We start from the raw sequence: 13,203 nt of genomic DNA, 5'->3' as shown, positions 1-13,203 counted from the left end.
TGCGTCGGTGAGGATCGTCGGCGTGTGATTTCGAGGGCGTGCGGGCGTTGCTGCCCCATCTGGTTGGTGTCGTTGTCGCGGGGGTTCGTCGGGTCGGTTCTACGATCCGCATCGCCGCAGAGCCAAAGGGCGACCGGGGACGGTGTCCGCGCTGTGATGGCGAGTCCGCTCGCGTGCATTCCCGGTACCGCCGACAGCTGGCCGACACCGCGATCGGTGGGCATCCGGTCATGATCGACCTTCGGGTGCGCAGGTTCTTCTGCGACACCATTGATTGCACGGCAAAGACTTTCGCCGAGCAGGTACCGGGTCTGACCACATCACGGTCACGACGCACGCCCGTGCTCGGCGCGATGGTCACAGCGATCGGATTGGCCGTGGCCGGGCGGGCCGGGGCCCGGTTGGCCACTCACCTCGGGGTCGCCGTCGGGCGGGACACCCTGTTGCGGGCGGTCCGGGCCATGAGCGATCCGAAGGTGGGCGAGGTCAGCGTCCTGGGCATCGATGACTTCGCGATCCGTCGCGGTCACGTGTACGGCACCCTCGTGCTGGACATGGTCACGAGCAAGCCGATCGACCTGCTCGCCGACCGCACTGCGGACACCGTTGCCGCCTGGTTGAAGGAGCATCCCGGCACCGAGGTGGTGTGCCGTGACCGCGCCGGTGCCTATGCCGAAGGCATCCGGATCGGTGCTCCCGACGCCGTCCAGGTGGCCGACCGCTGGCACCTGTGGCACAACCTGGCCGAGGCGGTGGAGAAGACCGTCACCCGTCACCGCGCCGACCTGCGTCTGCCCGATGAGGACGCCGATCAGGTCGGCGTCGTCACGGGTGGCATCGATGAGATCGTGCACGCCGAAGTCGAGCCGATCGACGGTCGGCTCGTCACCCGAACCCGCGAACGGCACGCCGCTGTCCGGCAACTGGCATCCCAGGGCATGTCGATCTCCGCAATCGGGCGGAAGCTCGCACTCGACCGCAGGACAGTGCGGCGGTTCGCCCGCGCCACCGAGGTCGAGGAGCTGCTGACCAAGACGGAATCCCGCGCTAGCCTGCTCGACGAATTCAAGCCTCACCTCCACGAACGCTTCAACGCCGGGTGCACCGATGCCGCCCGACTTACTCGTGAGATCGCCCTGTTGGGATACCGCGGCAGCGACAAGACCGTCCGCCGTTACCTGCAGCCGATGCGGAGCACTCGGGGGTTGCCCCCTGAGTGAGGACATCCTGAACACTGGGCCGTGAAGGGTCCAGAGGAAGTGATGTCACAAATGGTGATGAAGGCGTACTCGGCGGAGTTCAAGGCCGATGCTGTCGCGCTGTACCTGTCCGATCCGAGCCACACGTTCGAGGGCATCGGCAACGACCTGGGGGTCAGTCGCGAGACCCTACGCAACTGGGTGCGGACCGAGCGCAAACGCACCGGCACTCCGTCCGCGGCCGACCGACCCCGGAGGCCGGCATCGGCGGGCGAGGTATCGTCCGAGTCCGTGTTGGAGGACGAGATCAAGCAGCTCAGGGCCCAGGTCCGCAAGCTGGAGACCGAGCGGGAGATCCTGCGCAGGGCAGCGAAATATTTCGCGGGCGAGACGAACTGGTGAGCCGCTTCCTGTTCGTTGACGACCACCGCGACACCGCTCCGGTGAAGTGGCTGTGCCAGATCCTCGAGGTGTCCCGGTCCGGATATTACCGGTGGCGTGCCGCCGCACCGGCCCGCGCCGAACGCGCCCGCGCCGACCAGGAGCTGGTCGAGCGGATCCGCGAAATTCACGACGACTTCGATGGCACCTACGGTGCCCCGCGCATCACGGCCGAGCTGCGCGATGCCGGGATCGAGGTGAACCACAAGCGGGTGGAACGGGTGATGCGCGAGAACGGGATCGTCGGGGTGCACCTGCGCAAGACGGTCCGCACCACGGTCCCCGAGCCGTCCGCGACCCCGGTTCCGGACCTGATCCGGCGGGATTTCACCGCGAGCGCACCGAACACCAAATACGTCGGCGACATCACCTATTTGCCCATCGGGGACGGTGACTTCCTGTATCTGGCAACGGTGTTGGACCTGAACTCGAAACGGCTGGCGGGGTGGTCGATCGCCCCACACATGCGCACCGAGCTGGTCACCGACGCGCTGCGTGCGGCGGCCGCCGCACGCGGTGCCGCCGGGCTCGATGGGGCAATTTTTCACAGCGACAACGGCGCCCAATACGTCTCGCAGGACTTCGCGGATGTGTGCCGCGAACTGGGGGTGACCCGGTCCCGGGGTGCGGTCGGAACGTCGGCGGACAACGCTGCTGCCGAATCGTTGAACGCGTCGTTGAAACGGGAGACGCTGCAGGGCAGAAAGCGCTGGAACGGGGCGGGTGAGGCGCGTGCCGCCGTGTTCCGCTGGATCACGCGCTACAACACGCGAAGGAGGCATTCCACGCTCGGTCAGATCTGTCCGATCGAGTACGAGCAGCGATCGGCTACGCTGGCCACCGCCGCATAGGAATTGGTGTCCACATCTCGGGGGGAACCCCCCTCTGAATCCGCTTCCATCAGGACCCGCTTCGCCATCGGTCCGGCAGGCAACCGGCTGGCTGACCCGCCACCCGGATCGGCTCAGCGACGACGAACGCACTGGGCTCGAGTCGCTGCTGGAACGCAGTCCCGCCCTGGCCGCCACCCGAGACCTCGTCCAAGGCTTCGCCGAGATCATGATCGAGCGGCGCGGGAGCGACCTCGGCGCCTGGATGACCGCCGTTGACGCCAACGGAGATCGGGCGCTGCGGTCCTTCGTCGCAGGTTTGCGTCGCGATCTCGATGCCGTCACCGCAGGGCTGACGTTGCCCTACAGCTCCGGCCCTGTTGAAGGACACATCAACCGCATCAAGATGCTCAAACGTCAGATGTACGGACGCGCAAACCTGGACCTGCTCCGCAAGCGTGTCATCCACAACGTATAACTAAGGCCGCCAACACCTTCACGAAAAGTGCGCCAGATCCGTTTTTCATGTCCGCCGACAGGCGCTGCCCGGGGTCGGTCCCACCCTCGGTGCCGTGTTCGTCGCGGAGATCGGTGACGTGCACCGGTTCGCCGACCCCAGTCACCTGTGTTCGTGGGCCGGTCTGACTCCCAAGCACCGCGAGTCCGATACCGTCGTTCGCCGCGGGCATATCACGAAGCAGGGTTCCAAACTGGTGCGCTGGGCGGCGGTGGAGGCCATCCAGCGGCAGCCGGCCGGCTCGAAGATCTCGGTCGACCGCAAACGCATCGAGGCCCGCCGCGGCAGAAACATCGCCAAGGTCGCCGCGGCCCGCAAACTGCTCACCCTCGTCTACTACGGGCTGCGTGACGGACACATCCGCGCATTGGCTCGGCAGCGGGCGGCGGCGTGAGCACCCCGGACGCAACACGCGCGCGGCCGCTATATTGTCTGACCCCCGAAACTACGGCGTGGTCGCGGTTTTGATTGACCCCGCGTGTTGCCAGCGCACCGCTCCATGCCCGCACCGGCCGGGCGAAGGGATGACCGGCAGCCGAGGGAGCTCGGCCCTGCCCAACCCCATACGCATCACACTGGAGACGCCGCACCACAACCAAACAGAGTGAAACCGAAGCCGAATTGGGGGCCTTCGGTTCTCACCAGTCTGCACTGGTAAGGGCCATCGTCAAGACCATTCGTCCACGCTGACGCTGCGGGCGCTGTGTCTTGACCCTGGCCCTTACTCAGGGTTGCCCGCATGGAGACCGAAACAGCCAAAATAGTCCTTGACAAGGCCCCGCCCCTTTAGGGATGACAATATCGCGCGCGATACCCAGCCGCGGACAGGCCCCGACGGTCGGTCCCGATACTCGAGGCCATCATCTCCCAGTACGCGTCCTCCAGACCCAGGCGGCGCTTGCGTCCCGGTCGTCCCATCTCCACCGGTTTTCTTGCCAAGTGGGCTTCGCGACGAATACTCGAACGCAAGACCATACCGTGTTTCACGTTCCGTCGACAGCGCTCTCCGTCGACACCTCCGACATGGATAACGGTAATTCCACCGCCGAGGTGTGAATGTCTTCCTGACAGTCCCGGAGGTCGTCGCCTCGTGTGATCACATCTACTTCAAGCGGCGCAAGCTGCTCACGACCCTCGAGAAAATAGGCGTCTGACGAGTACCGAGTACGCCGTCGACGAGTAGGAACGCGAGCAGGCTCAGACCGAGCAGCGGAACGAACCAACCGACCACGACCGCCCCAGAAACCACGGCGACGGGCGCGCCCGGGTGGATGTGCCGCCACGCGCCCCGCGCCGGAGGCCGGCCCACCGGTCGCAAGGGATTTCGCGTTGGTCGGCGCCGCCACCACAGGATGTAACCGCGGACGATCACCGATACCAGCGCAACCGCCAGCACGGCCAGAGCGAGCTGATTGGCGAGGCCGAACAGAATGCCCATGTGCGCCTGGATCCCCCAAGCGGACAATTTCGCCGCCAGCGGCCAATCGGCGAACCACAGGGTGTCGGTGACCGTGCCCGTGGTGCCGTCGATGGCTATGGAGTTGTTGGCCATCACCCAGGGTTGGCGGATCTGTGCGACCGTGAATGCGGTATCTGTGGTCGATGGAATGCTCGCTTCGACCTTGCCGGTGATCCCGTTCTCCCGCGCCAGGGCGAGGACGGAGTCCATGTGCCCGACATTCGCGGCGATGATATTCACGGCGCGTTCGGCCGCAAGCGTCATTTCGTGCCCGCCGTGGTCTCCTGCCGGCGCACTGGCGGGTGTGTTGCCGAGGGCTTTGATGATCGTAGGTGTCGTCCAACTGAGCGAGGACCGCAAGTCGCTCACATGCTGGCCGGCGTAGGTCGACCAGGTGAGACCGGTGGCGGAGAGGAACACCAGTCCGGCGGCGATCCAGAGCCCGGCCACGCCGTGCCAGCTCACGGTGCGGTTACGGTCTTGGGACACCCGGTCGAGGGTCCACAACCTGGCTGTTGCGGTACCCCGGGCGCGCATGGTGCGATACCTCGCCGCCCACAGATAGACGCCACCGATCGCGATCACCCACAGCCAAGAGGCGGCGAGCTCACTGTACATGCGGCCGGGTTCGCCCAAGTGCAGGTTGCGGTGCAGGTCGCCGATCCAGGTGCGCATTGGCAGCGCTCCGCTACTGCCGTAGACAACCAACTCACCGACCGGGTGGGCAGTGGCGGGGTCGACGAACACGGCGAGGCGCTCGGATTCGCCGAGGCTGGGGTCGGTGAAGAGCACCCAGCTGGTCTCGCCCGGGTCGGTGGCGGGACGGACTGCAGCCACGGTTAGATCGGGGCGTTCCTTTCGGGCGGCGCGGATCTGCTCTGCGACCGGCAACGCCGGGCCGGCAGAATCGACATGTAGGTAGTCGGAATAGACGAACTGCTCGATCGTCGGGGCTATGGCGTAGAGGCCGCCGCTAATGGTGGCGATCAGCAGGAACGGGGCGACCAGGATCCCGGCGTAGAAATGCAGCCGCATGATCAGCGGCCGGAAACCGCGCGGCAGCGGGGAATCCTTCGCGTCCGCAGGGGACATGGTCTCAGCGACGGCGATGCCGCTGTCGAATTCTGGAATGGACACGGACGTATCTCGATTCTGTGGGGCCATTCATGACCTGACCGCAGGCGGATGAGCTCACCGCCAACCAAACCGCACCCTTTGAACGGGAGGTAGATCGGGATAAATTAGATCAGGCCGTTCTTACTAGCGTTGTAGACCGCTTCGGCCCGGCCGGTCGCACGGAGCTTACGCATGATGTTGCTGACGTGATACTTAGCCGTGGTCGTCGAAATATATAGCTGCTCACCAATTCTGGCATTTGTTGATCCGGCCGCCATGAGGCACAACACCTCGTACTCTCGTTGGGTGAGCAGGTCAAGCGCCGCAGAGTGGCCGGTCATCGACCGAACCGCCGCGGCCGCGCTTCGCGGATCGAATGCGCTCTCCCCGGCGTAGACCGCCCGGATTGCTCGTATCAGTTCAGTGGTGTCGACGTCTTTGACCACGTATCCCCGAGCTCCCGCGTGAATAGCGCGCACGACCAAATCGTCGTCGAGGTATGTGGTTAACACGAGCAATCCAATCTCCTCATGTTCAGTCGACAATTTGGCGCACAGCGTAAGCCCGTCGTATTCCGAACCAGCGGAGAGATTAAGATCGAACACCACCAAATCGGGTTCTACCTCTCTTACAACAGTTAATGCTTCAGACTCGGACGAGGCCTCGCCGACTACCTTCAGGCCCGGTTCCATTTCCAGGATCGAACGCAGACCCTGGCGCAAAATCGCATGATTATCTACGAGCACGAGACGGACAACGCGGTCCATAGAGCGGACAGGGCCGCTCTCCTCATCAGCACGCGTATCCGCGAAATCGGACATGTCAGGCTCTTCCCCGTAGCTTGATACGACGGTCGATTTGCGAGGAGACGGCGGCATTCGTGAATGAGGTATCGTGACGAATTGTCGGCACCCTCGAGATCGTCACGGCCTTCGCAATGGTTGTTTCTCGGCTGGTGAATACGTCACCTGTGCAGACTGACAAAATTGTCCAACACAAGCGCCTCGTGCGTAGGCATCGGCGTGCCGGTGGTCGGCGAGGTTCGAATGGGCATCGATGCGGAGACAAGGCGCGTCGCCGACCGTGTGGACTCATCGTTCCGGGGGCCACCATCGTCGCCCGAATCGACGCCGACGAGAGTACGTCGCGAGTGTGCGCGACCCGATCCAATCGCTTCGCCGCCCCTGGGGGCCCGGATTCTTTCACAATTCTTCCCCAGCCCACTCCATAGCAGACTGATCGCAATCCAGAGGTTGGCCCGAATACTGTCCCGGGGTGACTCGCCGTCATAACGCCGTCCTAAACAGGGTCTGCATTTCTCGCTCATCTGCCGACCGCGGGTTTGTCATCATGCACGGTGCCTTCACTGCGAACGACGCCAACCCCGCGATGTCCTCCTCGCGCACGCCCAGTTCCTGAAGGCGACTCGGCAATCCAACTCGTCTCGCCAGTCTCTCAACGAACGCGGCAACAGCCGCCGCGGCTTCGCTGGGACGCCCCATACACTCGGGCAGTCCCAAACAACTCGCGATTGCGACATACGGCCGCGGGTCGGTCTCCGCGTTGAAACGAATAACATGTGGAAGCACAACACCGGCGATGACGCCGTAGGGAAGATCGAGCAGGCCCCCCACTGGGTGAATCATTGCCTGCGTAGCACCGAGGATCGCGTTCGTGAATGAAAGTCCGGCCTCCAGGCTCGCCTGAGCCATCAATGTCCGACCGGGCAAGAACTTGGGTTCCTCGAGCGTTTGGACCAGATTACGGGCCACCAACGACACAGCACGCAAAGCATGATGGTCTGTGAGCGGATTGTGCCCTAGGGATACATAGGCCTCGATACCGTTCGACATTGCCTCCAATCCAGTTGCGGCATTGAGCCAATCAGGCATGGTGACAAGCAGACGGGGATCGATGATCGTGGTATCCGGTACTAGGGTACGACCGAGAATCGTGATCTTTGTCTTACGTGCCGTATCGGTCACGATACAGAACTGCGAGACATCGGCGCCCGAACCTGACGTAGTGGGAACCGCCACCAGTGGAGGAATGGCGTTCTGTGCCTTGTTGATTCCCTCGTAATCCAGGATGTTGCCACCGTTGGCTGCGAGGATTGCGATACCTTTCGCAGCATCGATGACCGAGCCTCCCCCGAGCGCGATCAGGACGTCGCACCCGTGATGAGCGTAGGCCAGATAGCCCTCCTGGATCTCATGATCCTTCGGATTTGGCGTCACCCCACACCAGGTTTGCGCCGACAAACCTGCTCGGGACAGATAGACGAGCAACTCGGAGAACCATCCGGCGTCAATCAGACCCGCGTCGGAGACAAGCATTGGCCGCTGACCACCTGACCGTTGGGCGGCATTCGCCGCTTCTACCAGCGCGTCTTCGCCGAACACGATCTCCGGTGCATGAAACTTCAGTAGCCGATGCGTGGAAATGGTGCGGCTGAGTGCATTACCCCTCATCCCCCCACTACTCGGATCATCCGGGTCGGGTGCGGACGATTCAGCATCGGAGAGGGCAGCATCGTCCATCGCTTGATGAAGCAAAGTAATCACCTCAAACCGATCATGTGCGTTCGCCCGTGCTGGGCATGCGGATGCAGGATGGTTGCCGAGATAGACGCTACCGGGAGCAGAACCGCAGACAAACGGACGGACGGATAGTCCTTACCTATCCTTTCAGACAGTTAGACATCCCAGGGCCGTAAGTAGTCAAGCCGCTTGGGCGGTGCGGCGGTGGTCCCAGGCGATGTGTTCGTCGTAGTGGGTGTGGTGGCGGAGGCAGCCGGGGAGGATGCCGACGAGGCGGTTGCCGAGGGCGCGGAGGGCTTGGTGGTGCAGGTCGCCGGCGTCGCGGCGCTGGTCGTAGAACTCGCGGGCGCCGGGGCTGGACGAGAGTGCGCAGAACGCCCACTGGTCGACGGCGTCGTAGAGGCGCCGGTTGCGGACATGGCGGGCCAGCACCGCGCGTTTCTTGCCGGACGCGATCGTCAGCGGCGAGGTGCCGGCGTAGTTTCTGCGAGACTTGGCGGTGGTGTAGCGATCGGGGTCATCCCCGAACTCACCGAGCACCCGGGCGCCGAGCACAACACCAAGTCCTGGCAGGGAGCGGTAGATGTCGGCGTCCGGGTGTGCCTCAAAATGGTCGGCGAGGGTGGTCTCGAGTTCGGTGATCTGCCGGTTCAACTCGACGATGAGACCGACCGCCGCTCTGGTGGTGGCGGCGAACGCGGCAGCGACCGGCGCCGGCGCGGTCAGGTGCTCGGCCCGCAGTCCGGCCTGGATTTCGCGGGCCCGACCGTCGATATTTCGTTGCCGACCTGCCTTTTTGAGCGCGGATCGGATCGCCGGCAGGTTCAGGTGCGCGGCCTCGGCGGGTGTCGGGGCGCGACCGAGTACGGCCAGGGTGTCGCGGTCGTGTAGGTCGTCGAACACCTCCAGCGCGGCCGGGTAGTACTCGCGCAGCGCCGAGCGCAGCGCGTTGGTCTGCCGGGTGCGGGACCAGATCAGGTTCTGGTGTCCGCGGGCGAGGACCTTGATCGCCTCCACGTCCGGGCTGTCTCCGGCGATCGGCCGGTGATTATGCCGGTCCGTGCGCACCAGGTCCGCGAGCAGCTTGGCGTCACCGGGGTCGGATTTCGCGCCGGAGACGTGGTGGCGGTCGCGGTAGCGGGGCGACCGCGAGGGGGTTGATCGCGTAGACCTGATAGCAGGCGGCGGTCAGCGCCTGCACCCACAGGCCGCGGTCGGTTTCGATGCCGACAACTACTTCACCTGCCTCTTCGGCGTGGCTGGCTATCAGTTCGTGCAGCTGCCGGAAGCCGGCCAGCCCCTCGGGGAGCCGCCGAGATGCCAGCCGTCGCCCGGACTCGTCCATCAAATGGACATCGTGATGGTCTTCGGCCCAGTCGTCTCCGACGAAGATCATCGATCGCCTCCTTTGGTCTCCTATTCTGGGTGGAACCTGTTTGAGCCCAGAGGCACCCGGCGGCAACCTGATATGGAACCGACTTTGTCAAGAGGGCAGGGAGAAGCGGCGCCCACGACCGTCGTCGCGGACGCCGCTTCCTTTTGACCGAATGACCGGGAGGTGGTGGCGAGCGTGTCTGTATCGACGCGCGGTCACTCTGATATGCGCGGGTTGGTTACCGCAGGACGGACTGTTCGGCTGGAGTGGGTTCGCGGGTCTAATGGCGAGCGTGGTCCCAACGCGGAGTTGCGGATTGCTCATAGGTCGCTCGCGGGTCACTCCCAGGCGCTGCCGTCACCACCGCGGAAGGTCGTTCGGACATCTGTCGGGCGCCGTGGGCATACCTCGGTCCCGGGCCTGTCGGATCGTCACGCGGCAGAGAGGCAAGGTGGAGTCCCCGCAGCGCAGCGAGGAGAACCGACCTTGTCGCCCGGGCAAGTGACGATCAGGATCAGGGCCTCGAGGAATGCTCGTGGCGTCCGCCCGCCTCAGTCGTCGAGGACGGCCAGTGACCAGCACCAACCGGCGAGTTCCCGGGCGATCGCGGTGTTGGCCACCGCCGGCCGCTTGCGTCGCTGCTCGAAGTCGTTCCACCGGGCGTGCAGGCGCCGGTTACCTTGCTGACCTCGGTCCCGGGCCGTTAGTCCGAAGTTACTGCTATGAGAACGAGCGAACCCCCGGTTGAGCTGGGGGTTCGTTGTTTTCGGTTGTGGTTGTTCTGGCTACCTGACCGTGTGGGGGATGGTGGTGTCGAGGAGTTCGAAGGCCCGTCGTTGGGTGGGCGTGGGGACGGCCAGGGTCGTCACGATCGGTCCGTCGTCGCCGTATTGGAGGTCGTTGCGGGTCAGGGTGGCCAGGTGGGCCAGCAGGGCTTGGTAGGAGCGGGCCGGCAGGTCACCGTCGGTGGTGGTCTTGCGGGCCGCCTTGGCCCGGGCGGCGACCGAGCGGGCCGCGGGGGCGACGGGATCCTCGCGGTGCGGCGGGTTCTCGTCGGTGTAGGTCAACGGCGCCCACGCCTGGCGCAGGTGCCAGGTGAGGTAGGCGGCGAGCATGCAGATCAGCACGTGACCCTTCACCCGGTCGGTGAGTCGGTGATGGATCGGGCGCAGGTCGAGGTCGATGGCCTTGAGGGAGCGGAAGTCGCGTTCGACGCGGGAGAGGTTCTTGTAGGCGTCGATCACGGCGGCGGTGCCGAGTTCGTCGGCGCTGGCGGTGGTGCGCAGGGTGTAGATGCCGTCGAGGGCGGCCTCGGCGTCGATCCGCTCCCGGTTGCGGGTCACCGTCAGCGAGGTGTCGGTGATGTCGAGGCGAAAGTGTTTGCCCACCTTGTACTTCCCCAGCACCTTCCCGACCCGTAGGCCGATCTTCCCGGCCCCGGACAGCCGGCCCGCGGTCACCGCGGCGACGATCTTGCCCAATTCCGTCTCGGTGGCGTCGAGCAGCTCGGTGCGTTTGCGGGCGCGTTCGTCGGCCAGCGCCGGGTTGCGGCACACGATCAACCGTTCCCCGGGGTAGTCGGGGTGGGTGATCTCGGCGAAGTTCTGATCGTCGAAAAGGCTCATCTGCAGCGGTCCGTCATCGGCGGCCAGCGCCGCGATCTGCGGGGCCCGCAGCGCGGTCAACCAGCCGAGTCCGCCGAGCTCGGCCAGGGCGGTGATCCGGGCGCTGGTGATCATGCCGCGGTCGCCGACCATCAGCATGTTCTCCAGCGCGAAGGTGTCCTTGACCGCGGTCACGGCGTGGGTGAAGGCGGCCGGGTCGGCGGTGTTGCCGGGAAACACCCGGACCGCGACCGGGCGACCGGAGGGGTCGGTGAGCAGCCCGTATTCGATCTGTTCGCAGCCCTTCTTCCCGTCCCGGGAGTAGCCGCGGGCGGCCAGGTCGCAGTGCCGGCCGGTCACCCACGAGGAGGACAAGTCGAACATCGCGATCCGCGACGGATTCGCCACCGGGTCCAGATGCTTTCCGGCGAGCTGTTTTTCGATGTGGTCCTGGCGGCCGGTCAGCCAGTCCATCGCCGCGTAGATCTCGTCGGTGCCCGCCCCGGTCACCTCCAGGTCCACACCGAGGGTGGTGTCGGCCCACCAGCAGGCGGTCGCCAGTTTCGAGGCCGGGGCCACCGCCCGGGCGAGGATCAACGCCATCGCCAGATCCCGCATCCGGCCGGCCGGGCCGAGCATCTCGGGCAGGCCCAACACCTTGGCCTGGGCCCAGACCGCGGCGACGTGCCCGTGTGGGAGCGAGCGGAGCACAGTGGCCGCCTCCGCGGCGGGGACCAGCGTCTGCCCCCTCAAGGTCGCCTCGATCGCCGCGATCGACGCCTCCGGAAGCGCCTTCAGGTTCGCCAGCGTCTCGTGACGGACCTTGCCGCCCTCACGGAAGGTGCGCCGCAGCAGCACCGACTCGTAGACCCGCTCCTCACCCGACTTCGTCACATAGCTGCGCCTGTTTCGGGCTACGTGCATTGCGCCGCTGTATGGGGCCATGTCTTCATGTTAGATCGATTATCGGTTGAAACACCGCAACGATACGCAGTATTAGTGGCTACATTTCCGAATCGATTTCCGTCGTCTTCTCAGGTCGATCATGCAATCTCCGCTGAGAGCTACCGCAACTTCGGGTTAGTGAGGCGTTGTTCCATCGCCGCCGCAGAGCCACCCCGGGACGATACGGCCGACGGTGTTGCCAGGCGGCCTCGATCAGCAGTCGGCGCGCGTGCCCGTTGCCGGTCTTGGTGATCGCTCCCTGTGACCGCGTCGCGCCCGACGACGATTCGGTGGGCACCAGGCCCAGGTAGGCGCCGATCGAGCGGCCGGTCAGCCGCTGCAAGTCGCCGATCTCGACGGCCAATCCGAACGCGGTCAGCGTGGACACCCCGCGCAGGCGCCCGAGCCGGGTCACCACCGGGGTGTAGACACTTGTCGCGGCCATCTCGGCGATCGCGGCATCGAGGCGGTCGCGGCGATCCACAGCCGCAGTCATGGTGTCGTAGGCGGTGTCGTAGGCGAGCTGCAACCCCGGCACCTCGAACCTCTGCCGACGCAACCAGGTGTCATGTACCTTCGTCCACGCCTTACCCTCGTAGTAGACGATTCCTTGCCGCAGAAGCAGTTTCGATACACGATGCCGTGCCGACATCAGATCGCGGCGCACGTCCTCCCGGCCCCGCACCAGATCTCTCGCGGCCTCCTGCTCGACATCGGGGATCGATACCGCCACGATCTGACCCAGATGCAGCAGTCGTGCCAAATGCCGTGCGTCTCGCTTATCGGTCTTGACTCGGTCACCTGCGGGACGTTGCAGTTTCGATGGTGCCGCGACCAGACACTCGATCCCCGCGGCCAGCAGGAACCGCGCCAACCCGAACCCGGTCGGCCCGGCCTCGTAGGTCACCGCCACCGGCTCCGGCAAGGTACCTATCCATCCGAGAATTTCGTGGCGATCCGGCGTCAACCGCCGCTCTAACAGCTCGCCGGAATCCCCGTCGAGTCCACACGCGACCACCGACCGCGCGTGCACATCCAACCCAACACTCGTACGCTGATTCATTGCTGGGCCTCCCACATCTGTGGCTCTACCGGCCAGGACCGCTTCCTGTCGGCAACCCACGATCACATGTCGCGCGAGGCCCCAGCCATTACCTCCATACCGTCTAATGGATCA

8 protein-coding genes and 3 pseudogenes are annotated in these 13,203 nt (G+C 65.0%); 4 read left to right on the top strand and 7 right to left on the bottom strand.

What is annotated here, in order from left to right:
• Window positions 1-38 precede the first annotated feature (38 nt).
• The 4 genes and pseudogenes from HYG77_RS36340 to HYG77_RS36325 all read left to right on the top strand — a co-directional run bounded on the left by HYG77_RS36340 (window position 39) and on the right by HYG77_RS36325 (window position 3,381).
• The gene (locus HYG77_RS36340; RefSeq protein ID WP_244461566.1) at window positions 39-1,220 is read left to right on the top strand and encodes an ISL3 family transposase; all 1,182 of its coding nucleotides are present in this window, start codon (window positions 39-41) and stop codon (window positions 1,218-1,220) included.
• Window positions 1,221-1,271: 51 nt separating this feature from the next.
• Window positions 1,272-2,491 (top strand): IS3 family transposase gene (locus HYG77_RS36335; RefSeq protein ID WP_208964443.1). Its coding sequence is split into 2 segments (ribosomal slippage): window positions 1,272-1,581 and window positions 1,581-2,491, totalling 1,221 coding nucleotides; the frame shifts between segments, so codons are not numbered across the junction.
• Window positions 2,492-2,546: 55 nt separating this feature from the next.
• Window positions 2,547-2,948, top strand: a pseudogene (locus tag HYG77_RS36330) (transposase); the annotation flags it as partial.
• A 94-nt stretch (window positions 2,949-3,042) separates the two neighbouring features.
• Window positions 3,043-3,381 (top strand): transposase, encoded by a 339-nt coding sequence (locus tag HYG77_RS36325; RefSeq protein ID WP_244461565.1) that lies wholly within the window; start codon window positions 3,043-3,045, stop codon window positions 3,379-3,381.
• A gap of 708 nt (window positions 3,382-4,089) precedes the next feature.
• Here HYG77_RS36325 and HYG77_RS36320 read toward each other — a convergent pair.
• From HYG77_RS36320 to HYG77_RS36295, 7 genes and pseudogenes are all read right to left on the bottom strand, one after another.
• Entirely contained in the window at window positions 4,090-5,538 is a 1,449-nt protein-coding gene (locus HYG77_RS36320) for a PepSY domain-containing protein (RefSeq protein WP_208964451.1), read from the bottom strand.
• 149 nt (window positions 5,539-5,687) lie between these two features.
• On the bottom strand, window positions 5,688-6,329 hold the full coding sequence (locus HYG77_RS36315) for a response regulator transcription factor (RefSeq protein WP_208964450.1): 642 nt from the start codon (window positions 6,327-6,329) through the stop codon (window positions 5,688-5,690).
• 519 nt (window positions 6,330-6,848) lie between these two features.
• Window positions 6,849-8,033, bottom strand: a complete 1,185-nt coding sequence (locus tag HYG77_RS36310) for an iron-containing alcohol dehydrogenase (protein ID WP_208964449.1) — start codon at window positions 8,031-8,033, stop codon at window positions 6,849-6,851.
• Window positions 8,034-8,282: 249 nt separating this feature from the next.
• A pseudogene (locus HYG77_RS36305) lies at window positions 8,283-9,498 on the bottom strand (IS110 family transposase).
• A gap of 530 nt (window positions 9,499-10,028) precedes the next feature.
• Window positions 10,029-10,178 (bottom strand): annotated as a pseudogene (locus HYG77_RS40305) (IS110 family transposase); the annotation flags it as partial.
• Between the two features lie 84 nt (window positions 10,179-10,262).
• Window positions 10,263-12,026, bottom strand: a complete 1,764-nt coding sequence (locus HYG77_RS36300; RefSeq protein WP_244461564.1) for an IS1634 family transposase — start codon at window positions 12,024-12,026, stop codon at window positions 10,263-10,265.
• A gap of 58 nt (window positions 12,027-12,084) precedes the next feature.
• Window positions 12,085-13,089, bottom strand: coding sequence for an IS110 family transposase (locus HYG77_RS36295; protein WP_244461563.1), 1,005 nt, complete (start codon window positions 13,087-13,089; stop codon window positions 12,085-12,087).
• Window positions 13,090-13,203: the final 114 nt, after the last annotated feature.

The organism is Rhodococcus sp. ZPP, assembly GCF_017656075.1.
GTDB classification, from domain to species: domain Bacteria; phylum Actinomycetota; class Actinomycetes; order Mycobacteriales; family Mycobacteriaceae; genus Rhodococcus_F; species Rhodococcus_F oxybenzonivorans.
This window is presented reverse-complemented; position numbering and strand designations above follow the sequence as displayed.

Coding starts and splice junctions, on each gene's coding strand:
- HYG77_RS36295 (WP_244461563.1), bottom strand. CDS start 13,089: ATGAATCAGCGTACGAGTGTTGGGTTGGATGTGCACGCGCGGTCGGTG.
- HYG77_RS36300 (WP_244461564.1), bottom strand. CDS start 12,026: ATGGCCCCATACAGCGGCGCAATGCACGTAGCCCGAAACAGGCGCAGC.
- HYG77_RS36320 (WP_208964451.1), bottom strand. CDS start 5,538: ATGTCCCCTGCGGACGCGAAGGATTCCCCGCTGCCGCGCGGTTTCCGG.
- HYG77_RS36310 (WP_208964449.1), bottom strand. CDS start 8,033: ATGAGGGGTAATGCACTCAGCCGCACCATTTCCACGCATCGGCTACTG.
- HYG77_RS36315 (WP_208964450.1), bottom strand. CDS start 6,329: ATGGACCGCGTTGTCCGTCTCGTGCTCGTAGATAATCATGCGATTTTG.